This is a genomic window from Photobacterium swingsii (assembly GCF_024346715.1).
Lineage (GTDB): Bacteria > Pseudomonadota > Gammaproteobacteria > Enterobacterales > Vibrionaceae > Photobacterium > Photobacterium swingsii.
In genome coordinates, this window is record NZ_AP024853.1 from 479,723 (window position 1) to 502,683 (window position 22,961).

Sequence of the window (22,961 nt, forward strand, 5' to 3'; positions counted from 1 at the left end):
ATTATGTGGGGATCCGCCAGCGCCTTGGCATAAGGTGCGCCAACGCTGAACTTACTAAACCAAATACACTTCAAACCAAAACCGCCGAGTGTTAAGCGTCACCTTAATGCCTTTGTTACCCGGCCGTTCGACTTGGCTAAAGCAGCTTGCCTGCCATGATGAAATGCAATTGAAAACTGCGCTGATTCAGCGCGACAAACACCCAACTCAAGGCTGCCAAATTCAAAACTATAACCACGAAAATTACTGCGCGTTTACCCACAAAATAGCGGCTACGATGAAGTTAGCATTATGGTTTACCTAGAAAAGATGAACCCGAAACGCGTGCCAATATTGATTAAAAGGCAGCCCAACTAAAGCCGCGAACAACACCCACAGTTCGAATATTTGCGGCAACCACCAAAATGTAACCACTTCCCTGCCAACGCACCGACCACAATATTGAAAGCGGCTATCCTCGAAAATGGCGCGGCAATAGCTGAGAAATTTAAGAACGAGTAAGTACGCAGAGCATCAACCGCCACGGCCGAACCATGGTTAATACCAACTACAGAAGTTGGCGCGGTTACCAGCGAATATTCACGCAAGTCGTTGAGAAATTCAAAAAATAAGAAACCGCTATGACCGATGAACGATTCTTACTGCATGCAGATTTCACTGATATTGACCAGTTCACAGCGATCGCGGAGTAAAGTACACAAAAAGAACTCAACCAAGTCGGGTAACGCCTGCAATAAGGTGTGCCCCACTGAACTAGCAAAGCACACCGAACTTTTTACCAAAAATGCCGAGTAAAAAGCATCACCTTAATTGCTTTGTTATGTTACTTTAACGTCCACAGGCTGGACATTTACCTCGGCTTCGTGGTGCAAAATTAATTGCATCCATTCCTTCTCCTTTATTTCTGAACTCTTCGTTACCTGGAATTCTTCCACCAAAACCACCATTACCAATTCGGTGTAATAACTCTGCTTTTTCAGCGTTATTTAATTGAGAAACAGCCAGAAGAATATCAGCTACTTTTTGACTCATTTTCCTTTACCTTTTTTTGACCACAACTAGAACAGTATCTTTGTTTTATTGATTCGTTTGGACTTTGATTACAAGCATGACATGCACGGTCGTAATAACTTAATGCAGATACATATGCATAATTCTTTTCTGCATTTGTTATATGTTGAGTTAAATCTGCTAACTCTTGACTCTCAGCATCGTTTAAAATCTGATTATATAACCTCAGAAATTCCGAATCATCTTCAGGAGGAGTACTTACAAACCGTTTACAACGATTATATATACTTGTATTCCCTTGAACTGCTTTAATTGATGCTTCATATTTACTATCCCACCCTGAAACCAAAGCCCATGTGGAGAGTATTAACTGAATAACACCAACAATCCCTGCAATACTAACAATGAGTCCCATCAACTCATCGCCTTGCCCAAAAGAAAGATACATCCCCCCAATAGTTACGGGTAAGACAATACCTAAAAAAGTTAACCAAGCTCTCAGGATTTTTAAACGATTAGATCGTCGCTCAAAAACCTGTATTGTTCCATACGAAAGGAACTCCATATGCTCAATTGTGCCTTTGATCTCATTACGATCAAGATTTACAGTTTCAACTGTATTTTCCACCATTAACTCTCACTTAAGTTTAATGCAAACAACTTAATATCAACCCCAATTTAAATTAGTAACATAACGCCCTGTTAAGGGGTGAGCAACGCAATACAAAAGCCGCCGCATACCACCTTAATCACTTAAACCAACGCATAGTAAAAATGCCACGCGTTGCGAATCCCTCTTGAACAGTTTGTTATATGCGTGGCTCAAGGGGTTTCATAGCTTGCAGACTTGTTAATCAACGACTTTGAAGCTTATATAACACAAGCTTTTTTCTGTTGGGTAGATCTTTCGCAAAATCCATTTGAGCATGAAGACAAATGGAAGATTTTCTGCTTTTGCGTGCTTTCTGTTGAGTTTGTTAAAGTTCACATGCTCAACACCGACAATTTCTAGTCTACAGATTTTCCGCCCATCTTCGTGAGTAAATGTTTCAACAACCTGCCCTGGGTAATAATGGCTTTCAGATTTATCCCTAATCGTTGCAGTCTTTTTACCAGAAAGAATCTGGTGCTCTAGCCTTGTGAAAAATGTAATTTTGTTCACCATTAAACACCTGCTTCCTTACTGATTCTTCCAAGCATATAACGCTCGCCATAATACGCCGCAACGTATTACGATTATGTTGATGAGACCACCGAAAACACCATTGCCAATTCAGACCTAGAATGCCGAGCGTTGATGGTCGTATTGATGGCTTTGTTATGGCTACTTTTCTGAGCGTATGGTGTTCAATTTTCCCACGCTACCGCCAAGCAAAGTATGTAGTTTTCTGCTCGCACGCATGATATACCACCAAGTGCTTAACGATAAGAGAACTTTACAAGTTTATTGTTTAAAATCATATTGTTGATAGTTAACGTTGCTTTTAGAAATAGCGCCACTTTTACGTTAGACAAATGAATATGATTTTTGCTGGATCAAGCAGAGATAACTAGCTGCGCGTTGTAGAGTGGAAGGGAAATACGAATAACTGATGAGATTATGAAAGCTACCCCCTTAACTGATGTTGGGGAAGTGGTTGCTCTTGATAAAAAGCTACTAAACAAGTAGTTAAACATCAGTGAAGCTACCATAGGATTGCCAGCCTTATCGCTTTTTAACCTATGCAAATCGCTGCCAATATTTCAGAATATCGAGCTTCAAATACGACTATCTTTTGTAGCCATAACGCCCTGTTAAGGGGTGAGCAACGCAATACCGAAGCCGCCGCATTCCACCTTAAACACTAATACCAACGCATAGTAAAAATGCCACGCGTTGCGAATCCCTCTTGAACAGTTTGTTAAGTGTATTTTTCCACCTTTACCTTGACTAAATCACGCTGTTCCACAAATTGATTAATCCGTTCATCTGCCAAGATTTGACAAAGAATCACACCTGCATCCAACAGGTGCTGTGCCATGTTGCAAAGATAGTAGTAATATTCGTCTTCGGGCTTCTCTTTAAAAATGCTTATATCTAATGAATCATTAATTTTATTTACTTCAATGTGGCGATCTAATATCGCAGATACACTAGAGTGAGCTTCCGCACATAGCTTGGGATAGAAGCCAAGATATTCAGATGTCATTCCTGCTAATTTGAATTTTTTGAAAATACTTAAAGGTTTATCATCTATTGTTTTTAATCGTTTTATATCAGCACGTAGCTCTGGCAGCTTTTCTTTTGCATGCTTTTTTAAAGGGGTAAGAAACACATTACCTTTCTTTGCCGCTTCTAGGGACTCTTTCATTGAAACAAGATTTTGAAAAGCAAGCTCATTTTCATATGACTCGTGAAGCTTTAAGTTTTTTAAGTCTATATAATTTTCAAGAAAGGTTCGATATATAGATAAAGATCCCGTCGAATTTCTGGTATCAATAAGGGTAAAGAAAGACTGTGCCAACTCGATTATTGAACAATAAATAGCTACAGAGTATACCTGTTTTTCATCTCTATCTTTAAACTCAAAGTTTGATACATTTTTCAATGAAAATGTAATCGCTTCTGACAATATTTCTTTCATTAAAGAATCCTACTAATACACTTAACGCCTTGGCATAAGGTGCGCCAACGCTAAACTTACAAAACCAAATACACTTCAAACCAAAACCGCCGAGTGTCAGGCGTCACATTAATGCCTTTGTTACCCGGCCATTCGACTTGGGTGAAGCAGCTTGCCTGCCATGATGAAATGCAATTAAAAAAGACGCTGATTAAGCGCGACAAACACTCAACTCAAAGCAGACAAATTCAAACCTATAACCACGAAAATTACTGCGCGTTTATCCACAAAATAGCGGCTACGATGAAGTTAGCACTATGGTTTACCTAGTGAAGCCGCACCTTACATTTGCAATGAAATTGATAACAACGCAGCCAAAACCAAAGCCGCGAACATCACCCACAATTCTACTGTTTACGGCAACCACCAAAATGTAACCACTTCCCTGCCTGCGCACCGACCACAATATTGAAAGCGGTATTCCTCGATGATGGTACTGCAATAGCTGAGAAATTTAAGAACTGGGAGTACGCAGAGCATCAACCGCCACGGCCGAACCATAGTTAAACCAACTACAGAAGTTGGCGCGGTGACCAGCGAATATTCACGCAAGTCATTGAGACGTTTAAAAATAAGAAGCCGCTACAAACGACGAGCGATTCTTACTGCATACGAATTTATCTGGAATTGAGCAACTCACAGCGACAGCGGAGTTAAGTACACAAAAAGAACTGAACCTAGTCGGGTAACGCCTGCAATAAGGTGTGCCCCACCAAACAAGCAGAGCGCACCGAACTCCAAACCAAAACCGCCGAGTGTAATGCATCACCTTGATTGCCTTGTTAGGCTTGCATTTAAAACCAAAAAACTGTACAAAAACACAGTATTACAAAAATTAATGAGGTGAATATGTTCAAACTAGGGACAACTATCGCTATTACCTTAATTTTACTTATTTTCTCTATTTACGAAATATTTCTGGACGCACCATTTTTAGCTTTAACTTTTTTCTTTACAGCAATACTTACCCCGTGGACGATTTTTGCAGGTTTAGAATCAATTTTTAAAAGTGAATTCACCAAGATGATGGTCATCCTTATCACATTCTCATCCATCGCACATGCGTTTGACTCAAACAACCTTACCAAACCTGGCTACATCAAAGATAATGTTGAACTATTTAGTAAGTCTTTGCGTATCAAAAATTGCCCATACGATGCCCAACATGACGACAAAAAACGCCTTGCCTTTAATAAACTTAAAAAAGTCTTAGTAACAACATGTGGGATGCAAAATTACGCAGACCTTACACTATTAACTTCTGATCTCGTAAAAGCTAGATACTTAGACCCAGCGACTGGTGCGCTTGATAGTATTTATAATGAGCTTACAAAAAAAGACATAGTTACATGTAAAGATGTCGCAAGACAATTAGAGGTTCTATGTCCAGGTCAACTCAACCTGTGAGCCTAACGCCTGCAATAAGGTGTGCCCCACTGAACCAACAAAGCACACTAAACTCCGTACCAAAACCGCCGAGTGTAACGCATCACCTTGATTGCCTTGTTAGGCAAATTATTTTTGCATAAACCTTGTAATTTCCTGGTCCAGTTCATCGAAAAAAGTAACTATCAACTCAATGTAGAAGTCGATAAACATAGGTTCAATTGATACTTTAGAATTAGGTCTTCCTGACAAAAATTCATTAGTGCTAACATATTTATTTATATCATGGTCACTTAATCTTGGTAGAAAACCAGCCTCATGAACCAGCTGATTTCTTAAACGATTTACCATTCTAATTTGTTCCCAGTTAGCTTCTAAGAATGCTAAGTCCAACTCCCCTACCTTCTCTATATAAGCTTTTGCACAAGCGATGGTCGCTCCTTTAAACTTACTCTTAAATGACTTGTACTTTTGAGCGTTTGCAACACTCTTTTCTAAGATATCAGCTAACTGATTTAGCGTATCTTCGAAATAACTATGAATCGAAATAACAATTGAAAACCTGTGGATGTTCGGAAACAGAGTTTGATTTTCATGTAAGTCTTGGCCGTAGCTAGAAATGTAATCGTCATGACGCTCTTCGGGAATGCTTTCCAGTTCCTTTGAAAGGAATTCCTGCAAATCATCGTCTTGTTGTTTCCAAGCTGATTCAGTTAAATCATGGAATCGCTTGATTTCCCGAAAGGTAATTTTAGCGTCGTGACAAAAAGTCATTAACCCTGACTCAAAAAAATCTATTTCCACCTCATGCTCCTTAACTGAATAAATTTGCCTAACGCCGCATTAAGGTGTGAGTAACGCGACCACGGAACCCAACCATACCACCGAAAACACTGAACTCAACGATGGAATGAAAAATGCCAAGCGTTAGGAATCACTCTTAAATGCTTTGTTATGCATATGATTTTAGTGATTTTTTCAATGCCTCATACAAACCATTTGCAGATTTCTCTACCAACTTTATTTGTTTGGAAGAGACCTCTTCTCCGTGAATCGCGTAGTTACAAATAGCCATAATTTCGAGGATACCTTCCGCTAGCTCGAAACTAATTGTACCTTTGTTAGCCATTAGTTTTATGGTTCGATTAAACGGATTACGTCTAGGGTCAATGTCATTAAGTCGTGCATAGTTATTAACCAACTTTTCAAATGAGTAACGAACCTTAAATAGCTCTACATTTGTTCGGTCGATACTCTCACCAACGAGACTAGCTGTACTTCCATTTGTAGGTTTACCTACCCCATATTTCTTGAGTGTTTCAGCTATATGCTTCTCAATATCAGGTAAGTCAGCATCAGAAGCTGGAACCATTGGATTTGCGCCAATATGGACATGATTACTATTTGATGACGACACTTCAATACTAGACTGAAGTTCCACCTTCATCATTGCCAACTGGTGATTTAGATCTTTCTTCAGTTGGTCGATATCTTGTTTAAGATGTACACCAAAAAGCTTCATATCTTTAAAAATTGGGGCAAGAGCAACTGCAACCCAAACAAGAAAAACAACAGTATCAAAGTAATTAGCTTGCCCTTCGATTAAAACTGGGTACCTACCGCAAAGGTAAACACCTAAAGCTATGAGCAAAATTGCCCACCAAAGGAGTTTAAAATTTTCACTACTATTCATTTTTACTACGAACTCCAACAATATGCATAACGCCTTGGCATAAGGTGCGCCAACGCTGAACTTACTAAACCAAATACACTTCAAACCAAAACCGCCGAGTGTTAAGCGTCACCTTAATGCCTTTGTTACCCGGCCGTTCGACTTGGCTAAAGCAGCTTGCCTGCCATGATGAAATGCAATTGAAAACTGCGCTGATTCAGCGCGACAAACACCCAACTCAAGGCTGCCAAATTCAAAACTATAACCACGAAAATTACTGCGCGTTTACCCACAAAATAGCGGCTACGATGAAGTTAGCATTATGGTTTACCTAGAAAAGATGAACCCGAAACGCGTGCCAATATTGATTAAAAGGCAGCCCAACTAAAGCCGCGAACAACACCCACAGTTCGAATATTTGCGGCAACCACCAAAATGTAACCACTTCCCTGCCAACGCACCGACCACAATATTGAAAGCGGCTATCCTCGAAAATGGCGCGGCAATAGCTGAGAAATTTAAGAACGAGTAAGTACGCAGAGCATCAACCGCCACGGCCGAACCATGGTTAATACCAACTACAGAAGTTGGCGCGGTTACCAGCGAATATTCACGCAAGTCGTTGAGAAATTCAAAAAATAAGAAACCGCTATGACCGATGAACGATTCTTACTGCATGCAGATTTCACTGATATTGACCAGTTCACAGCGATCGCGGAGTAAAGTACACAAAAAGAACTCAACCAAGTCGGGTAACGCCTTGGCATAAGGTGCGCCAACGCCATACTTACAAAACCAAATACACTTCATACCAAAACCGCCGAGTGTTAAGCGTCACCTTAATGCCATTGTTACCCGGCCGTTTGACTTGGCTAAAGCAGCTTGCCTGCCATGATGAAGTGCAATTAAGAACTGGAATGATTAGGCGCGACAAACATCCAACTCAAGGCGACAAATTCAAAACTATAACCACGAAAATTACTGCGCGTTTACCCACAAAATAGCGGCTACGATGAAGTTAGCACTATGGTTTACCTAGAAAAGATGAACCAGAAACGCTCGCCAATATTGATTAAAAGGCAGCCCAAACTAAAGCCGCGAACAACGCCTACAATTTTACGGCTTACGGCAACCACCAAAATATAACCACTTCCCTGCCAACGCACCGACCACATTATTGAAAGCGGCCATCCTCGATAATGGCGCGGCAATAGCTGAGAAGTTTAAGAACTGGTGAGTACGCGGAGTCGCAACCGCCACGGCCGAACCATGGTTAATACAAAGTACAGAAGTTGCGCGGTAACCAGCAAACATTCACGCAAGTCGTTGAGACGTTTAAAAATAAGAAGCCGCTATAAACAATGAACGATTCTTACTGCATACGAATTTATCTGGAATTGACCAATTCACAGCGACTGCGGAGTTAAGTACACAAAAAGAACTCAACCAAGTCGGGTAACGCCTGCAATAAGGTGCCCCGCACTGAACTAGCAAAGCACACCGAATTCCATACCGAAAATGCCGAGTGTAAGGGGTCACCTTGATTGCTTTGTTAGCACTCTGGGATCAAATTAGATTCCATTCAATTTCTATATCAGCCAGCTCATCTAATACACTATTTTTGAAAGGGTTCACACCTGAACCTCTAGCCTCACCAACGACAATACGTATGATTTCACTTGAGCCAGGCCCCTTTGTGTGTTCACCTTCAACAGCTTTGATAGTATCAGCACTCAAATATTTTTTAATTTGAGCATATTCTGTTGATTTTCTAAATTGACGATTAGTCAGACCATCAACGCTAAGAGCTTTACGAACATCACTCAATAATTTTTTCCGATGCTCTAATTTTACCGCACTTTCACGTTCATTTGTTTTAAACTCAAACCAATACCTAATAAGATTAAATACCAAGCCTATAGCAACCAGAGTAAGTCCGTATGTAAAATCTGCGGTTCCAGAACTAACGTCGGGAAGTGTTACTGGTACCCCTGAGTTAAGATTAAAAACATCAATTAACCAATTAAAAAATACCACCTTAATAGGAGCTGGCGTGACAATTAACCCAAGACCACTAATAACAATAGTTGAGGTCAACTTATTAGCAAAGTTAGGGAATATAACTTTATTCCCATACTTCATGATAAATCTTTTAACTTCACTCTGATTGAACATTTTTCTCACTTTTTATAGAGTGCTAACGCCTTGGCATAAGGTGCGCCAACGCTGAAATTACTAAACCAAATACACTTCAAACCAAAACCGCCGAGTGTCAGGCGTCACATTAATGCCATTGTTACCCGGCCGTTCGACTTGGGTGAAGCAGCTTGCCTGCCATGATGAAATGCAATTAAAAAAGACGCTGATTAAGCGCGACAAACACCCAACTCAAGGCAGACAAATTCAAAACTATAACCACAAAAATCACTGCGCGTTTACCCACAAAATAGCGGCTACGATGAAGTTAGCACTATGGTTTACCTAGAAAAGATGAACCAGAAACGCGTGCCAATGTTGATTAAAAGGCAGCTTAAACTAAAGCCGCGAACATCGCCCACAATTCTATTTCTTTCGGCAACCACCAAAATGTAACCACTTCCCTGCCAGCGCACCGACCACAATATTGAAAGCGGTATTCCTCGATGATGGTGCGGTAATGGCTGAGAAATTTAAGAACTGGTGAGTACGCGGAGCATCAACCGCCACGGCCGAACCATGGTTAAACCAAATAGAGAAGTTAGCGCGGTTATCAGCGAATATTCTCGCAAGTCATTGAGACGTTTAAAAATAAGAAGCCGCTATGAACAAAGAACGATTCTAACTGCATACGAATTTATCTGGAATTGACCAACTCATAGCAACAGCGGAGTTAAGCACACAAAAAGAACTCAACCTAGTCGGGTAACATTTTCTTCTACGTAACCGAGTCGTAAAACCTACCAGCGCGGGTAGATATACGTATCAGTGACGAATGATTCTTTACGGCCTTTTTGAAACTGACCTTACACTCATTTTCAGCGTTATTTGCTATCACTACTAATTCTGGTAATCGCCTGCGCTCGGCCCTTGTATACAGAGTCTATCTGACCTAGCCTTACTGTATATAAAAACAGTTATATTTAAAAGTATGGATATACCTACTCCATTAACACAGCACTCCGAGAGTTTCACGCAACGTTATCGCCGTTATATGCGAGCGCGAGGGTTAGCCTATAGTAGTGAGAAAACCTATTTATATTGGGCTGTGCGTTTCATCAGACATGGGAAATATCAAAATCAAAGTGACATTCGATCGGGTGATATTTCAGCGTATCTTGAGTTTCTTGTGATTAAGCGGAATGTTTCCCCAAATACGCAAAAGACGGCACTGAATGCATTAGTCTTTTTGTGTCGCGAGTTTTTAAAACTTGAGGTTGAAGACTTAGCCTTTTGTAAATCAAAGAAAGCGATCAAACTTCCTGTTGTTTTCTCTCATAGTGAAGCGACAGCGGTGATAGAGGTATTAGATTATCCATTTAAACTCATTGCACAACTCATGTATGGCAGTGGGCTACGTTTGAACGAGGCGCTTAGACTCCGACTTAATGATATCGACTTTAATGCAGGTACCATTACAGTAAGAAGTGGCAAAGGAAATAAAGACAGGCAAACGTTACTCGCTAAATCACTCTATGCGGATATTAGTAAGCAAATAACACAAGTTAACCTCACCCATGATAGAGATCTCAGTAATAATCTGGGTGAAGTTTATATGCCCTTTGCATTAGCCAGAAAATACCCCAACCATGCAAAATCTTTGCATTGGCAATACCTCTTCCCAGCCCCGAAGATCAGCAAAGATCCCCGTACAGGGCGGCACCTACGCCACCACATCATGGATCGTACAATGCAACGTCGGATGAAGTTGGCAATAGCTGCATCAAAGATTACCAAAAAAGCGGGATGCCATACCTTTAGACACAGCTTTGCGACACGGCTATTAGAAAGTGGTACTGATATTCGAAGTATCCAAGAACTACTTGGCCACTCAGATGTAAAAACAACACAAATCTATACTCACGTTGTCGGAATGCATCACTGTGGGGTTATAAGTCCGATGGATAAATAACGCAACTTTAGCCACGCTACCGCCACACTCATTTCATTTTGAGTGTCTAATTTTACTCGTCATTATGTATGGAATAGCATACTACACAATTACAAACTCCAAAATGAGAACCAACATCAAACAGTTGAATATTATTTTTATATTTCACACTTTTCTCTTGTTAAAAATATGCAATGTGAAAAGTAGGGATAATTATTTTACACTATTATGCAATAATGCTTTTAGTTGTTACACATAAAGGCAACTGATTTTTAACGTATTATTCAAGGTAATCCGTATACTCTATACTTAGCTACCTGAGCTCCATTGAATGCCATGACACACAGCAGCTAAGCAATACGATTAATCTTACTTTCTAACGGTTTGGCTTATATCGCTAATAAAGCCAAAAGAGGCGATATGAAATCTTAATACTGTGACAGGAAATATAGACAAGCTAACAAGACGCGAACTGAAGTTCGTCAAGCCGTGTCGTCCATCGATTCGAACGAAATGCTTGTCGCATATGCCAATTTGTTGAGCTCATGACAGAGGCTGGTTTTAATCCATTTTTATAACGAGAGTTGATCGAATCGCTGATCGACATTAAATCTCGTCGCTTTGACTCAACCAATGCACTGGTGTCGAACATATCGAGTTGAAAAGCGCTATTCCCTGCATCCGATAGTTCATCAAGGATCACTCCAACTTTCTGGTACTCATAACCAGCTCGATAAATTTGTGTTAACTGGCTTAGCGCACAGTCTAAAAACTTATAAGTGTCTTGGCTTGGGCACGCTAAAGGGACAGCACAGCTTCGGTTATACTGTGGCGCGTCTTTATGACGATTAGTACGCAAAAACACGCCTACTACATTCGCCTGGCTCCCCTGTCGGCGAAGCTTTTCGCCCGCGCGCTGGCAATGAAATGCGAGTGCTGCTTTTAAATCATCAAACTGAGTGATGCCCACGCCAAAGCTACGGCTCGATAAAATTTGTTTTTTAACGTCATCAATATCCCTAGGATCAATGCAAGCGATACCTTGCAGTTCTAACACTGTACGAGCCAATCCAACATTCCAAAGTCGCTTAATATCCGAAGGTTCACTGTCTGCAAGTTGTAGCGCGTTAGCGATACCTGCTGTTTGTAAGCGTGTTGCTGTTTTTGCACCAACACCCCATATTGATTGCACATCCGTACGCTCTAGTAACCAACGGCGCTTGTGTTCAGAGTCAATCTGAATCACACCTCTCACTTTGTGTTCATACTGCTTAGCTGCTTGATTCCCAAGTTTCGCTAAAGTCGGTGTCGCACCAATTCCAACACGCACTGGCAACCCAATATTACGCTCAATCGTTGCCTTCATTTCACGACCATATTCAGTCAAATCATCGAGCTTAAACCCGTCTAACCGAACAAATGCTTCATCTATGCTGTATTGCTCAACATGCGGAGAAAAACAACTGAGCTCTTCAATAAACCGTCGACTCATATCTGCGTATAAGGTGTAATTTGAGCTACGAACTTGTACTCCTAATTGCTTAGCTTCACGAGCAACTTTAAACCATGGTGCCCCTCGGTTTATTCCTAGAGATCTTGCTTCTGGCGTCATAGCAACACAGCAACCATCATTGTTACTCAATACCACCAGCGGCTTATTCGCCAACCTAGGGTCAAACAACTGTTCGCAAGAGCAATAAAAAGACTTTGCATCCACTAGCGCCCACACCTGATTTCGGTGACCATCAAATCCAGCAGTCATCATACTTTCAACAAATCGTGAATATTACGCGTCACAACACCAAAGATTTCAGAGTCTTCAGGCAGTGGAAAAGGCGGCATCGTGCTGCTCTCTGCTTTCAACCACCAAGCACCGCTATGGCGAATTAAACGCTTACACGTGAACTCATCATAAATCCGAGCAATAACAATTCTTCCTGGTGCAATAGGCTCTGCACGATCAACGACCAGTAAATCACCATCATAGATCCCAATACCTGTCATAGAGTCACCTGCCGCACGCAACATAAAAGTCGCATTTGGATTACGGATCAGAAAATCATCAAGATCTAAGCTTTCTTCATGGCCATCAGCAGGAGACGGAAAGCCACAGCGGACAGACTCTGTGAAATAAGGAAGTAATGCCATGTCTTGCCTCATTGAAAAAACAAACAACTGTACATTTATACAGTTTAATTCTAATCAAGCAAAAACGTTACTCTTTATATGGGTTTAATAGTGTGAATGTATACTAAATCACCATAAGGCTATGATGCTGAATAAGAAGACAACTCATGTCACTGTTAAAAATCATGCTTAGCGCAAGTCAACAGGATACGAGCAGGAAAAACCAGCTATTGAGTCCTATATTTAAACCACTGAAGGCATGTTACTTGGCTTGCTCTTTCATGCTCATCCAAGCAGCTTTTTATACTGATAAAGAAAAGCCGTAACTAATGATCTTCACTCGCACAACCACAGATGTTATGCATCAAGGGAGATTAATTATGGAATTTAAAAATTCTCATGGTGAAACAGCCCAGCTCGCCGATAACCTCACATTGAAAGAAGTAGTCGATATGGGGTTTTCCATTGATATTTGCGATGACAATTATGATCCGCAAGAACACTGGCAGATAAAACAGAAAAAACAACAGGAAGGGGAATACTAACTTTCCTCGCGCTCTGGACAATAGAAAGATAGCTTAACAAGCGGCCTCAATTGTTCAGAGCCCTGCGATAAAAAACACTAACAGACTGTTTATTAAGCAAATAAACACCATAAATGTGACATGAGTCACACTTGAAAAATAAGCGCTTTATTTAAACTGAAATTTTGCCATTATGTATCTCGTTCGATGCAAATCACCTTCTGAATTCACTTCAGACATAAAGCGGGCATCGTATAATGGCTATTACCTCAGCCTTCCAAGCTGATGATGCGGGTTCGATTCCCGCTGCCCGCTCCAGTTTTCTTCTTAGTTACAATCCCAGCTTTTTAAACCTAACGCTTAATGCGTGTTTTCTTGTATCTATCATTTAATCACTATCAGTCCGCTATACAATGCTACTGTAAGCTTTTGCTAGACTGTACATTGGAGCACCTCACCTACTCAGATTTTCATAAAAAACAACACTGGAGCAAACATGAAGTTCGATACCATAAAGTTAGGCTTCATCGCTGCCGCATTGATGAATATCGGCGGCGTAATGGTGTTCTCGCGTGCATTAACAAATACCGTCATTAATCAGTTTGACCCCGTTGTAATGTCGAATTTTGGCTTACTCATGATTATGATCTGGGGCCTCGCCTACTTAGGTACCGCATTCATCACATCGAATGTGAAATGGCTCGCTGCTGCCTTCGCCATCGAAAAGTTAGTTTATGTGATCGCCTGGCTCATTTGGATTACAAACAATAGTCTAAGCGCTGTTTATGACCAAGACCTCTTTGCGGGCATGTTTTACAGTATTTACGGACTCAATGATTTCGTCTTCATGGTGTTTTTTGCGTGGGTATGCATCACTCAAGCTAAAGGGTTTAAACCAGCTTAATAACGCAAATATTCACAATGTAAGTCGTTCCCTTCTCTTTGCTCGAAGCGCATAGGCTAAAAACACCTAAGTTAAAAAATAACACATAGACGAACAACGAAAAAAGCCAGCAGGAATACCCACTGGCTTCATAAAGCACATCTTCAAGGCATCAACCATAAGCGCAACAGTACCCTCATGGTTGTGCAGCAATCAACTTATGCTATCGCTTCTTCAAGCACTTTTTCCAATTTCACTGCCGCTACCTTAAACTCAGGGATTTTGGCATGCGGATCCGTTGCTGTAGTTGTTAAACGGTTCGCTGGTGATTCCGCAAAATGGAAAGGTACAAACACCACACCCACTTGCATACGCTTCGTCACAAACGCTGGCGCTTCAATAAAGCCACGACGAGTAGATAAACGCACCATTTCACTATTGCGAATACCTAAACGCTCGGCGTCCGTTACCGACATCATCACACGAGGGCCAGCAAGGTTATCTAACCCCTTGGTTTTTCGTGTCATCGTGCCTGTATGGAACTGCTCTAACAAACGCCCTGTTGTTAATACCAACGGGTATTCGTCATCTGGTAATTCAGCTGCATAATGGAATGGAACAGCAACCATCTGGCCTTTACCACGGGTAAAGCTTTCAGTGTGCATGATGCGCGTACCTTGATGATTGTCATCTCGACACGGCCATTGCAAACCATCACGGCCAACGCGATCCCAATGAATACCTGCGTATTGCGGCGTCACTTGGGTGATCTCTTCGGTAATATCTTTCACAGAAGTGTACTGCCAATCTGCGCCCATCGCCTGAGCCACATCTTGAATAATACGCCAGTCTTCTTTCGCTTCACCCGGTGGATTAACCGCTTTTGAAATACGTTGTACACGACGTTCCGTATTGGTGAAGTGACCCTCTTTTTCGGCAAATGAACAAGAAGGCAGAACAACATCTGCATACTGCGCGGTTTCTGTTAGGAAGATATCTTGCACAACCAAGAAATCTAACGCTTCTAATGCTTCAATCACGTGCGCTTGATTCGGATCACTCAACACTGGGTTTTCACCCATCACGAATAAGCCTTTCACTTTATGGTGACAAGCCGCATCAATGATTTCTGTTAATGTAAGCCCGGCTTCGCTTGGTAATGCTGGCTGCTGCCATGCTTCAACAAACTTTGCGTGAACCTCTGGATTATGAACTTTCTGATAACCCGGGAAGTTGTTTGGTAACGCGCCCATGTCACATGCTCCCTGCACATTAGACTGACCACGCAGTGGGTTAATACCACCACCTTCAATACCTATATTGCCACACAGCATTTGTAGGTTAGCGATAGATCGCACGTTGTCGTGACCTGTCGTGTGCTGAGTAATGCCCATAGAGTAATAAACAGCTGTGCGTTCCGCGGTACCTATCATCTTGGCCATTGCTTTCACATCAGCGGCTTTAATGCCCGTGATGAGTTCGACTTTTTCTGGCGAGTATGACTCTTGCATCACTTCAGCTTTTAACGCCTCGAACCCTTCGGTGCGATCATCGATATAAGCACTGTCATGCCAGTTATTTTCAATGATTTGCTGCATGATGCCGTTAAGTAGCATCACATCGGTACCTGGACGTTGCGCGACATACAGCTCTGCATGTTCTGCGATGTCGATCTTCTTCGGATCGGCGACGATCAAGCGAGCACTACCCTGCTTCAACGCCTGCTTAATGTGCGAACCAATGATCGGGTGAGCCGCAGTGGTGTCAGAACCAATAATGAACACCAGATCAGAATGTTTGATCGATGGAATATCGTTGGTCATCGCGCCACTACCGATGGATGCCTCAAGGCCTGTAACTGTCGATGCATGACATAAACGGGCACAATGATCGATGTTATTGGTTAGCAGTTCACGACGGAACAGTTTCTGGAACGCGTAGTTATCTTCGTTGGTGGTTTTCGCCGACGAGAAGCCCGCCAATGCATGACCACCATGCTGCGTTTTGATAGAAGAAAGCTTATCGGCCACAAGTGTGATCGCCTCTTCCCACGTTGCAGGTTGCAACTCACCATCGCGGCGGATCAATGGCGTGGTTAAACGCTCATCACTGCCAACAAAATCAAAACCAAAACGCCCTTTCACACACAGCATACCTTGGTTAACTGGTGAGTCTTTGGCACCTTGTACATAACGGATTTGGTTGCGTGATTCATCCACCAGCATGGTCAATTTACAGCCCACGCCACAGTAGGTACAAATGGTATCGACTGGTTTGAGCATTTCGATACGGCCTTGGGATTTATCACGCGCATCGGTCAATGCACCTGTTGGGCAAACCTGCACACAAGCGCCACATTGCACACAATTTGAATCGCCCATGCCGTAACGCTTGTCAGAGCCCTTATCCCCACCCTTCTCAAAACCCGGACGACATTCAGGGCGGTTCGCACTGGTACCATCTTCATTTTTCAAAAAGCTCAATACACCATGAACCGCTTGGTTACTACAGGTATCAACACACTGACCACAACTGATGCAGCGGTTGGCATCGAATACGATGAATTCAGAGGTGTTATCGACCGCGAATTTTTGGCAACTAGTTAAATCAATCTCGGTTTCTTCGACTTTATATTCAGTCGCAAAGTCACGCAGCTTACAATCTGTATTGGCTTGGCAACCACACTCTAGACAGCGCTCGGCTTCACGAATCGCATCTTCATTACTAAAGCCCGTTTCAACTTCCGCAAAACTCAGCTCACGTTCTTGCGTTGTTAGCTCAGGCATCACAGAGCGCATCACCTTCTTAAGGCTTTCGAACTGCTTAGTATCCACTTGCTTGAGTTTAGGTGCTTTTTGCGAATTAAACGGCTTAACAGGAATGTGTTCCATCGAACCGTTAAAGAAGCGATCAATCGCCTCTGCCGCAACTCGACCATCGGCTACCGCTTCGATAGCTGTGGCAGGGCCTCGACGGAAATCACCAATACTGAACACATTGCCCGTACCTGAGTGCATGGTCTCTGGGTTCGCATCTTGCGTGTTCCAACGTGTTAGTGGCAAGTCGAGTTTTTCATTGTCCATGAAAGACAAATCAGGCTTTTGCGATACAGCTGCAATAACAGTATCAAAGGCTTCAGTGAAGTATTCACCCGTGGCTTCAGGGCGACGACGACCAGAAGCGTCAGGTTCACCCAGTGCCATTTTTTCCAATTTCACTTCGTAAACACGACCATTCTGATCGGCAATGTTTTCGACAGGATTAGTCAAAAAGTGGAATTTCACACCCTCGTGTTCGGCTTCCACAATTTCGTAATCTTCCGCAGGCATTTCATCACGGGTACGGCGGTAAATTAGCGTGGTATCCGCCCCCGCACGCACCGCAGTTCTTGCACAGTCAATCGCGGTGTTACCCCCACCGATGACAGCCACTTTTTTACCCGTGGTGTATTGCTTATCGGTCACATAGTCTTTGAGGTAATCAACACCTAGATAACAGCCATCAAACTCACTGCCTTCATAGTGCATTTCAACCGCTTTAGATGCGCCAACAGCCAAACAGACGGCATCATAGTCATCGCTCAATTGCGATAAGGTAAAATCATCACCCAGTTTTTTACCTGTTTCGATTTGCATACCGTTACGACACATCAATTCGATTTCTTGATCAAGAATCGCTTTTGGCAGACGGTACTCTGGAATACCGTAACGTAGCCAGCCCCCCGCATGGGGCATGGATTCAAATACAGTGACGTTGTAACCTTCGTTAGTTAAGTAATAACCACAGGTTAAGCCACCAGGGCCACTGCCCACGACCGCAATGGATTTACCTTTCGCGGGCTTTTGTTCTGGTACATAGCTTTCTTGAGCAGCAAGATCGATATCCGCCGCATGGCGCTTCAACTGACGAATAGCCAGAGGCTCATCAACAATACTGCGGCGACATTCGGTCTCACAAAATGCAGGGCAAACACGACCAATGGATAAAGGCATAGGCAGCGTGCGCTTAATCACTTCTACCGCTTTTTGATGGTCGTTTTGCGAAATATGGTAAAGGTAAGATTGAATATCCACACCTGCAGGGCATGCCGTTTGGCAAGGTGCTTCACAGTCTGCATAGTGATCAGACATGATACGATTCAATGCTTTTTGGCGGGTTGATACTATCTCTTCTGACGTGGTGGTGATCGTCATACCTGCTTGAGGTTTAATTTCACACGCACGTTGGATACCTTGTCCCTCGACATCTACAACACAAAGACCACAAGGGACTTTTTCGCCCTTCTGGTTCAATCCACACAAAGACGGAATTTCAATTTGATGCTGACTTGCTGCATCAAGCAGTGACAGGTCCGCATCTAGTGCATACTCCTGCCCATCAATCGTGACATTAATCATTGCTTGCCTCTATTTATAATGCTCGGCACGCCTATTCAGAGAGGAGAACTCAAAGAGGCTCCATACTGTTTGGGGTAACAGCCCTACATATTATTAGCTTCTGTTCAATATTGAGCGGTAGGGATAAATACAAAGCGCACCGAGGATGACGGATATATCATCAATTTTATTTATCCGATCACCATAGAAGGTAGTAGTGGAAAATTCTTTGATTTGGGACACTAAGGACGTTTATTCGCGCAAGAAATGAACTTAAAGCGCTTATATGCTAAGCCTCAATTATTGATAATAATTATCAAATCGAGTTACCTAATTAAAACATTAAAGAAAAGTGACCTTAGGTCGCTAACTATATACAAGCGATAAGGCGTGACTTCATACCGCTAGCCCTTTATAATTTAATGATAAACATAACAATTTCTGTGAAGAATATTAGTAAAGACTATGAGCAACCTTTTAGACTCAGTTGATTTGCGCACCCAGTTAGTTGGTGAAAACCGACTGGAGCTGCTTATTTTCCAACTCAATACATCACAACTTTTTGCCATTAACGTGTTCAAAGTGAAGGAAGTGGTCAAGCTGCCACACTTACACATGTTACCGGGCTCACACCCTAACATTTGTGGCGTTGCCAATATCCGCGGGCTGTCGATCCCTGTTATCGACCTTCGTTACTCTATTGGCATGCGTGCTATCGAGCGCAACGAAGACTGTAATCTGATCATTACTGAATACAACCGTACCATCCAAGGCTTCTTAGTCGGTCAAGTCATGAACATTGTTAACATGACCTGGAAAGACATTCAGCCACCTCCATCTCAAGTGGGTAAAGAAAACTACCTAACGGCGATCACTAAACTTGAACGTGAGGGCATGACGCGCCTTGTTAGCATCATAGATGTAGAAAAAGTGCTGGCACAGATCATCCAGTATGATGTGCAGGTTTCAGAAGACGTACTTGATCAGAAGTTAGTCGAACAAATGCCTGGTCGTAAGATCCTGATTGTTGATGACTCCTCCACTGCACGTGCACAAATTCGAGATACGCTAGCCCAATTCGGGTTAGAAGTTATCGAGAAAAGCGACGGCTTAAAAGCACTAACCATGCTCAAGCAATGGTGTGATGAAGGTAAGAACATCCACGATGAAATTCTTATGATGTTTACCGATGCCGAAATGCCAGAAATGGACGGCTACAAGCTGACGCATGAAGTACGAAACGATCCACGCATGAGCGATTTATTCATTGCCTTGAATACCTCACTCAGCGGTAGCTTTAACGAAGCCATGGTGAAAAAAGTCGGTTGTAACCGCTTTATTTCGAAGTTCCAGCCTGATCGCTTAGTTGAAGTGGTACAAGACCGCTTACGTGAAGTGCTTGGCTTTGAGTTTGTTGATTAATCAGCAGCGATAAACCAAGCTCTACACCGACAAAAACTCGCCTTGTGCGAGTTTTTTGCTTTGCGCTACCTACAAAATCGATCACGCTGTTATTTTAACCATCAAAAATAATTGGGTAAGCGATAAATTTGAATTCACCTAACAATACACTAAGCTAAGGTGCAACACAGTCACTTTTGTTAACAGCATAATAAAATTACGATCTTCGAGCAGTGTGATTAAATAATCCATCCCTATCATCCTTTATATTTCATAAATAACAGTGTCTAATTTGCTGCTTGCATTGCAATCTGCAACACACCTTTATATTTCAGTGAATTTTCATACGGCATAAGTTTTGCTTTAAATAAAAAAGCACTATATTCATGAGAGCCAGAATGAAAAATATCGCGATTGTTGCCCCAACCTTTCCAGTATTAAGTGAGACGTTTATACGTACCGAAGTTGAATCGATACAAGAGTGCGGCTATCAAGTCATGGTGTTTACTTTTCAAAAAAACACCATTGCAAGTACCCCCACCAATAAACAAAAAATGATGTATCCCGTTAAAAAAATAGGTGAGACTTTTTATCTTTCTTTTTTAACCACTCTCTCTTTTGACAAAATAAAAAAGTGTTGGCAATTCATTAACGAACAACAATCCTTGCCTAAACGCTCATTGTTTTTCCACAGTTTGAAACTGGCCTCTCAGCTTGTCGAAGCCAACATTCACCATGTTCATGCCCACTTTAGCCAGCACACAGCAGCCCATGCGATCGCCGCGGCAAAATTAGCAGGGATCACTGTGTCCTTTGTTGGTCATGGACACGATGTGAATGAAACCCCCTTTGATATAGCGACCAAAATAAAGCACGCCGATCTGGTGATTGCCGTCTGCCACTATATGGCTGATAAATTTAATCACGCCTATCAAGGAAATATTCGGGTCTTGCACTGTGGTGTTAAAACCGCCTTGTTTACCCCGCAGTTGCGCCCTATTTCACCCCAATTAAAGTTTGTCTTTGTTGGGCGATTAATTGAATCAAAAGGGCTGACGTACCTTCTTTCGAGCCTTAAGCCATTAATCAACCAATATTCATTTTCACTCGATATTATCGGTGACGGTGAACTGGCTGATACACTCAAACAACAAGCTCATGAGCTCGGGCTATCTGGCCATATCAACTTTATAGGTGCCAAAACACACGCATGGATCGTTAAACACCTTCCCTATTACGATTGTTTAGTTGCCCCCTTTTGCGTCGCACAATCAGGCAGTGTTGATACCGGCCCTTTAGTATTAAAAGAGGCCATGTCTGTTGGCGTTCCCGTGATCACATCAGACTTATCTGGTTGTAAAGAAATTGTCACCGCTGCTACTGGCTATATCGTTGAGCAAAAAAATGTCGAACAACTTTCACGAGCCATTGCCCAGTTTATTTCGCTAGCTCCCAACGAACGTCTGGTGATGGGAATGGCTGCTCGTAAAAAGGTCAAAGAGAGTTTCGATGCCCATAAGCAAGCATTAACCCTGTGCCAGTGGATAGAAGATCTACCCCAGTCACCACCTCCATCGTCTTTTTCAACGCCACGCTATAGCCATGAGTAAACCGCTAACAACACAGGCAAAGTTTCTGCCCCTCTTAACCCACAATACGGTTATCTGAATGCCTCCCTTCATTGTTAGGAGCGGTATTGATGGCTTGTTCCGATGCTTGCCATAGTTGGAGTGTCTCGCCATGTAAGGTATTGATCTTCTGATGCTGAGCATCCTCAAAACTAACCGCCAGTTGTAGCGCTAATATCACAAGAATTGCCAGTGGAAGCACCCACAATGGTGCCTCCTCGGTATGCTGGTTTGTTGGCATAAAACAGAGCCTCGCAATTAAAACTGTACGGTGCGGGTATCGTCTTGCTGGCTACGCAAGGTTACACGGCGGTCAAAGAAGTCACCTTCGAAATTTTGCTCTGCTTTTTCCGGGAACTGATCACCCATGGCATCAATCTCAAACTGATCGCTATCCACGCCACGCATTGCTAAATAATCACGTACCGCATCCACACGACGCATTGAAAGCGCTAGGTTTTTCTGGGTATCACCGCGACGATCGGCATAGCCCGCAAGTTGCCAATTTACATCTGGTGCTTGTTTCATCAACTCCGCAATATCATCTAGCTGACGTTGAAATTGCGGCTCAATCTCTGCAGAGCCCGTACGGAAATGAACGTTCATCTCTAGTGCTAAATCAATTTGACGTTGGTTGTCATTCGCTTGCTGTAAACGCGCCATTTCAATTTGTGCTTGGTTATAGCGCTGGCTGACTTTTTCAAGCTCGGCATTACGCGCAGTTAATTCACTCACTTCAGCATCTTGCGCCTTAATGTAATCTTCCTGACCAACCGTAGTACCAATAATGCCACCGAAGATTGCGCCGATAACCGCACCAGCAGGGCCACCCACTAACACCCCCACAGCAGCGCCTGAGCCTGCACCAATTAATTGTTCTTGCTGACCCACTTTGTATTCATCTTTTACGGCTTCATCTGCGTAAGCGGCTGGAGCCATCATAGAGGTTGCAAATGTTGCGGCGATAAGTGTTGAGATAAGCTGCTTTTTCATAATGATGTTCCTCATTCTTTCTTTAGTAAGGTTGGCGTTGCCGAGTTACCTGGCCGTCTGTTGGGACAAAAGCCTATTCTGACTCTTGAATGGGGCTGGATAATGTCGTCGCCGTTTCGATGAGGTAATTAAACCAAGAAGATCTGGCAATATTAGGGAGCAAAAAAGGCAATGTGCTGATCAAATGTGGCAAAAAAAAGGCAATCTGGC

General features: G+C 42.5%; 23 protein-coding genes and 1 tRNA gene. 10 read left to right on the forward strand and 14 right to left on the reverse strand.

Annotated elements, in window-relative coordinates; genetic code table 11:
- Positions 1–106: 106 nt before the first annotated feature.
- Positions 107–304 carry a hypothetical protein gene (locus OCU77_RS19490; RefSeq protein ID WP_048901141.1) on the forward strand — a complete coding sequence of 66 codons (198 nt, stop codon included), beginning with the start codon at positions 107–109 and terminating at the stop codon, positions 302–304.
- A 524-nt stretch (positions 305–828) separates the two neighbouring features.
- Here OCU77_RS19490 and OCU77_RS19495 read toward each other — a convergent pair.
- The 4 genes from OCU77_RS19495 to OCU77_RS19515 all read right to left on the reverse strand — a co-directional run bounded on the left by OCU77_RS19495 (position 829) and on the right by OCU77_RS19515 (position 3,635).
- On the reverse strand, positions 829–1,032 hold the full coding sequence (locus tag OCU77_RS19495) for a hypothetical protein (RefSeq protein WP_107303185.1): 204 nt from the start codon (positions 1,030–1,032) through the stop codon (positions 829–831).
- The gene (locus OCU77_RS19500) at positions 1,013–1,642 is read right to left on the reverse strand and encodes a mobilome CxxCx(11)CxxC protein (RefSeq protein WP_048901087.1); all 630 of its coding nucleotides are present in this window, start codon (positions 1,640–1,642) and stop codon (positions 1,013–1,015) included. The genes OCU77_RS19495 and OCU77_RS19500 overlap by 20 nt, the downstream gene beginning before the upstream one ends.
- 219 nt (positions 1,643–1,861) lie before the next feature.
- The gene (yqfB, locus tag OCU77_RS19505; protein ID WP_048901088.1) at positions 1,862–2,176 is read right to left on the reverse strand and encodes a N(4)-acetylcytidine aminohydrolase; all 315 of its coding nucleotides are present in this window, start codon (positions 2,174–2,176) and stop codon (positions 1,862–1,864) included.
- A gap of 736 nt (positions 2,177–2,912) precedes the next feature.
- Positions 2,913–3,635 (reverse strand): DUF5677 domain-containing protein, encoded by a 723-nt coding sequence (locus OCU77_RS19515; protein WP_048901089.1) that lies wholly within the window; start codon positions 3,633–3,635, stop codon positions 2,913–2,915.
- Between the two features lie 888 nt (positions 3,636–4,523).
- Between OCU77_RS19515 and OCU77_RS19520 the strand changes: the two genes are divergently transcribed.
- Positions 4,524–5,081, forward strand: a complete 558-nt coding sequence (locus tag OCU77_RS19520; RefSeq protein WP_048901091.1) for a hypothetical protein — start codon at positions 4,524–4,526, stop codon at positions 5,079–5,081.
- 108 nt (positions 5,082–5,189) lie between these two features.
- On the opposite strand, the gene OCU77_RS19525 is transcribed toward OCU77_RS19520, so the two are convergent.
- Together OCU77_RS19525 and OCU77_RS19530 are read right to left on the reverse strand one after the other, a co-directional pair.
- Positions 5,190–5,864: a hypothetical protein gene (locus tag OCU77_RS19525; RefSeq protein ID WP_107303186.1), complete on the reverse strand. Its 675-nt coding sequence runs from the start codon at positions 5,862–5,864 to the stop codon at positions 5,190–5,192.
- 148 nt (positions 5,865–6,012) lie between these two features.
- On the reverse strand, positions 6,013–6,753 hold the full coding sequence (locus tag OCU77_RS19530; protein ID WP_038886908.1) for a hypothetical protein: 741 nt from the start codon (positions 6,751–6,753) through the stop codon (positions 6,013–6,015).
- 116 nt (positions 6,754–6,869) lie between these two features.
- Here OCU77_RS19530 and OCU77_RS19535 point away from each other — a divergent pair, with 116 nt between their 5' ends.
- Positions 6,870–7,067 carry a hypothetical protein gene (locus OCU77_RS19535; RefSeq protein ID WP_048901141.1) on the forward strand — a complete coding sequence of 66 codons (198 nt, stop codon included), beginning with the start codon at positions 6,870–6,872 and terminating at the stop codon, positions 7,065–7,067.
- Between the two features lie 334 nt (positions 7,068–7,401).
- On the opposite strand, the gene OCU77_RS19540 is transcribed toward OCU77_RS19535, so the two are convergent.
- From OCU77_RS19540 to OCU77_RS19550, 3 genes are all read right to left on the reverse strand, one after another.
- Complete coding sequence (locus OCU77_RS19540) at positions 7,402–7,542, reverse strand: hypothetical protein (RefSeq protein WP_162845642.1); 141 nt, start codon at positions 7,540–7,542, stop codon at positions 7,402–7,404.
- A 306-nt stretch (positions 7,543–7,848) separates the two neighbouring features.
- Complete coding sequence (locus OCU77_RS19545; RefSeq protein WP_048901125.1) at positions 7,849–8,046, reverse strand: hypothetical protein; 198 nt, start codon at positions 8,044–8,046, stop codon at positions 7,849–7,851.
- A 252-nt stretch (positions 8,047–8,298) separates the two neighbouring features.
- Positions 8,299–8,907 carry a hypothetical protein gene (locus OCU77_RS19550; protein ID WP_048901124.1) on the reverse strand — a complete coding sequence of 203 codons (609 nt, stop codon included), beginning with the start codon at positions 8,905–8,907 and terminating at the stop codon, positions 8,299–8,301.
- Positions 8,908–9,019: 112 nt separating this feature from the next.
- Between OCU77_RS19550 and OCU77_RS19555 the strand changes: the two genes are divergently transcribed.
- Together OCU77_RS19555 and OCU77_RS19560 are read left to right on the forward strand one after the other, a co-directional pair.
- Positions 9,020–9,217 (forward strand): hypothetical protein, encoded by a 198-nt coding sequence (locus OCU77_RS19555; RefSeq protein WP_048901139.1) that lies wholly within the window; start codon positions 9,020–9,022, stop codon positions 9,215–9,217.
- Between the two features lie 642 nt (positions 9,218–9,859).
- Positions 9,860–10,840 carry an integron integrase gene (locus OCU77_RS19560; RefSeq protein WP_048899047.1) on the forward strand — a complete coding sequence of 327 codons (981 nt, stop codon included), beginning with the start codon at positions 9,860–9,862 and terminating at the stop codon, positions 10,838–10,840.
- 436 nt (positions 10,841–11,276) lie between these two features.
- On the opposite strand, the gene OCU77_RS19565 is transcribed toward OCU77_RS19560, so the two are convergent.
- Positions 11,277–12,581, reverse strand: a complete 1,305-nt coding sequence (locus OCU77_RS19565; protein WP_048899061.1) for a Y-family DNA polymerase — start codon at positions 12,579–12,581, stop codon at positions 11,277–11,279.
- The gene (locus OCU77_RS19570; protein ID WP_048899046.1) at positions 12,581–12,967 is read right to left on the reverse strand and encodes a LexA family protein; all 387 of its coding nucleotides are present in this window, start codon (positions 12,965–12,967) and stop codon (positions 12,581–12,583) included. Before OCU77_RS19570 ends, OCU77_RS19565 begins: the two co-directional genes overlap by 1 nt.
- A gap of 359 nt (positions 12,968–13,326) precedes the next feature.
- Here OCU77_RS19570 and OCU77_RS19575 point away from each other — a divergent pair, with 359 nt between their 5' ends.
- From OCU77_RS19575 to OCU77_RS19585, 3 genes are all read left to right on the forward strand, one after another.
- Positions 13,327–13,491, forward strand: a complete 165-nt coding sequence (locus tag OCU77_RS19575) for a hypothetical protein (protein WP_162845618.1) — start codon at positions 13,327–13,329, stop codon at positions 13,489–13,491.
- A gap of 222 nt (positions 13,492–13,713) precedes the next feature.
- Positions 13,714–13,788, forward strand: a tRNA-Gly gene (locus tag OCU77_RS19580).
- 178 nt (positions 13,789–13,966) lie between these two features.
- Entirely contained in the window at positions 13,967–14,374 is a 408-nt protein-coding gene (locus OCU77_RS19585) for a hypothetical protein (RefSeq protein ID WP_107302694.1), read from the forward strand.
- Between the two features lie 197 nt (positions 14,375–14,571).
- Here OCU77_RS19585 and fdhF read toward each other — a convergent pair whose 3' ends face one another.
- A complete protein-coding gene (fdhF, locus tag OCU77_RS19590; RefSeq protein WP_107302695.1) occupies positions 14,572–18,750 on the reverse strand; it encodes a formate dehydrogenase subunit alpha in 4,179 nt (1,392 codons plus the stop codon).
- Positions 18,751–19,194: 444 nt separating this feature from the next.
- Here fdhF and OCU77_RS19595 point away from each other — a divergent pair, with 444 nt between their 5' ends.
- Positions 19,195–20,151, forward strand: coding sequence for a chemotaxis protein CheV (locus OCU77_RS19595; protein ID WP_048899045.1), 957 nt, complete (start codon positions 19,195–19,197; stop codon positions 20,149–20,151).
- A 377-nt stretch (positions 20,152–20,528) separates the two neighbouring features.
- A complete protein-coding gene (locus OCU77_RS19600) occupies positions 20,529–21,740 on the forward strand; it encodes a glycosyltransferase (RefSeq protein ID WP_048899044.1) in 1,212 nt (403 codons plus the stop codon).
- Between the two features lie 34 nt (positions 21,741–21,774).
- On the opposite strand, the gene OCU77_RS19605 is transcribed toward OCU77_RS19600, so the two are convergent.
- Positions 21,775–21,999, reverse strand: a complete 225-nt coding sequence (locus OCU77_RS19605) for a hypothetical protein (protein ID WP_048899043.1) — start codon at positions 21,997–21,999, stop codon at positions 21,775–21,777.
- A gap of 17 nt (positions 22,000–22,016) precedes the next feature.
- Positions 22,017–22,751 (reverse strand): sortase-associated OmpA-like protein PdsO, encoded by a 735-nt coding sequence (gene pdsO / locus OCU77_RS19610; protein ID WP_048899042.1) that lies wholly within the window; start codon positions 22,749–22,751, stop codon positions 22,017–22,019.
- Positions 22,752–22,961 lie beyond the last annotated feature (210 nt).

Coding starts and splice junctions, on each gene's coding strand:
- OCU77_RS19490 (WP_048901141.1), top strand. CDS start 107: ATGCCTTTGTTACCCGGCCGTTCGACTTGGCTAAAGCAGCTTGCCTGC.
- OCU77_RS19495 (WP_107303185.1), bottom strand. CDS start 1,032: ATGAGTCAAAAAGTAGCTGATATTCTTCTGGCTGTTTCTCAATTAAAT.
- OCU77_RS19500 (WP_048901087.1), bottom strand. CDS start 1,642: ATGGTGGAAAATACAGTTGAAACTGTAAATCTTGATCGTAATGAGATC.
- yqfB (WP_048901088.1), bottom strand. CDS start 2,176: ATGGTGAACAAAATTACATTTTTCACAAGGCTAGAGCACCAGATTCTT.
- OCU77_RS19515 (WP_048901089.1), bottom strand. CDS start 3,635: ATGAAAGAAATATTGTCAGAAGCGATTACATTTTCATTGAAAAATGTA.
- OCU77_RS19520 (WP_048901091.1), top strand. CDS start 4,524: ATGTTCAAACTAGGGACAACTATCGCTATTACCTTAATTTTACTTATT.
- OCU77_RS19530 (WP_038886908.1), bottom strand. CDS start 6,753: ATGAATAGTAGTGAAAATTTTAAACTCCTTTGGTGGGCAATTTTGCTC.
- OCU77_RS19535 (WP_048901141.1), top strand. CDS start 6,870: ATGCCTTTGTTACCCGGCCGTTCGACTTGGCTAAAGCAGCTTGCCTGC.
- OCU77_RS19540 (WP_162845642.1), bottom strand. CDS start 7,542: ATGAAGTGTATTTGGTTTTGTAAGTATGGCGTTGGCGCACCTTATGCC.
- OCU77_RS19545 (WP_048901125.1), bottom strand. CDS start 8,046: ATGTTTGCTGGTTACCGCGCAACTTCTGTACTTTGTATTAACCATGGT.
- OCU77_RS19550 (WP_048901124.1), bottom strand. CDS start 8,907: ATGTTCAATCAGAGTGAAGTTAAAAGATTTATCATGAAGTATGGGAAT.
- OCU77_RS19555 (WP_048901139.1), top strand. CDS start 9,020: ATGCCATTGTTACCCGGCCGTTCGACTTGGGTGAAGCAGCTTGCCTGC.
- OCU77_RS19560 (WP_048899047.1), top strand. CDS start 9,860: ATGGATATACCTACTCCATTAACACAGCACTCCGAGAGTTTCACGCAA.
- OCU77_RS19565 (WP_048899061.1), bottom strand. CDS start 12,581: ATGACTGCTGGATTTGATGGTCACCGAAATCAGGTGTGGGCGCTAGTG.
- OCU77_RS19570 (WP_048899046.1), bottom strand. CDS start 12,967: ATGGCATTACTTCCTTATTTCACAGAGTCTGTCCGCTGTGGCTTTCCG.
- OCU77_RS19575 (WP_162845618.1), top strand. CDS start 13,327: ATGGAATTTAAAAATTCTCATGGTGAAACAGCCCAGCTCGCCGATAAC.
- OCU77_RS19585 (WP_107302694.1), top strand. CDS start 13,967: ATGAAGTTCGATACCATAAAGTTAGGCTTCATCGCTGCCGCATTGATG.
- fdhF (WP_107302695.1), bottom strand. CDS start 18,750: ATGATTAATGTCACGATTGATGGGCAGGAGTATGCACTAGATGCGGAC.
- OCU77_RS19595 (WP_048899045.1), top strand. CDS start 19,195: ATGAGCAACCTTTTAGACTCAGTTGATTTGCGCACCCAGTTAGTTGGT.
- OCU77_RS19600 (WP_048899044.1), top strand. CDS start 20,529: ATGAAAAATATCGCGATTGTTGCCCCAACCTTTCCAGTATTAAGTGAG.
- OCU77_RS19605 (WP_048899043.1), bottom strand. CDS start 21,999: ATGCCAACAAACCAGCATACCGAGGAGGCACCATTGTGGGTGCTTCCA.
- pdsO (WP_048899042.1), bottom strand. CDS start 22,751: ATGAAAAAGCAGCTTATCTCAACACTTATCGCCGCAACATTTGCAACC.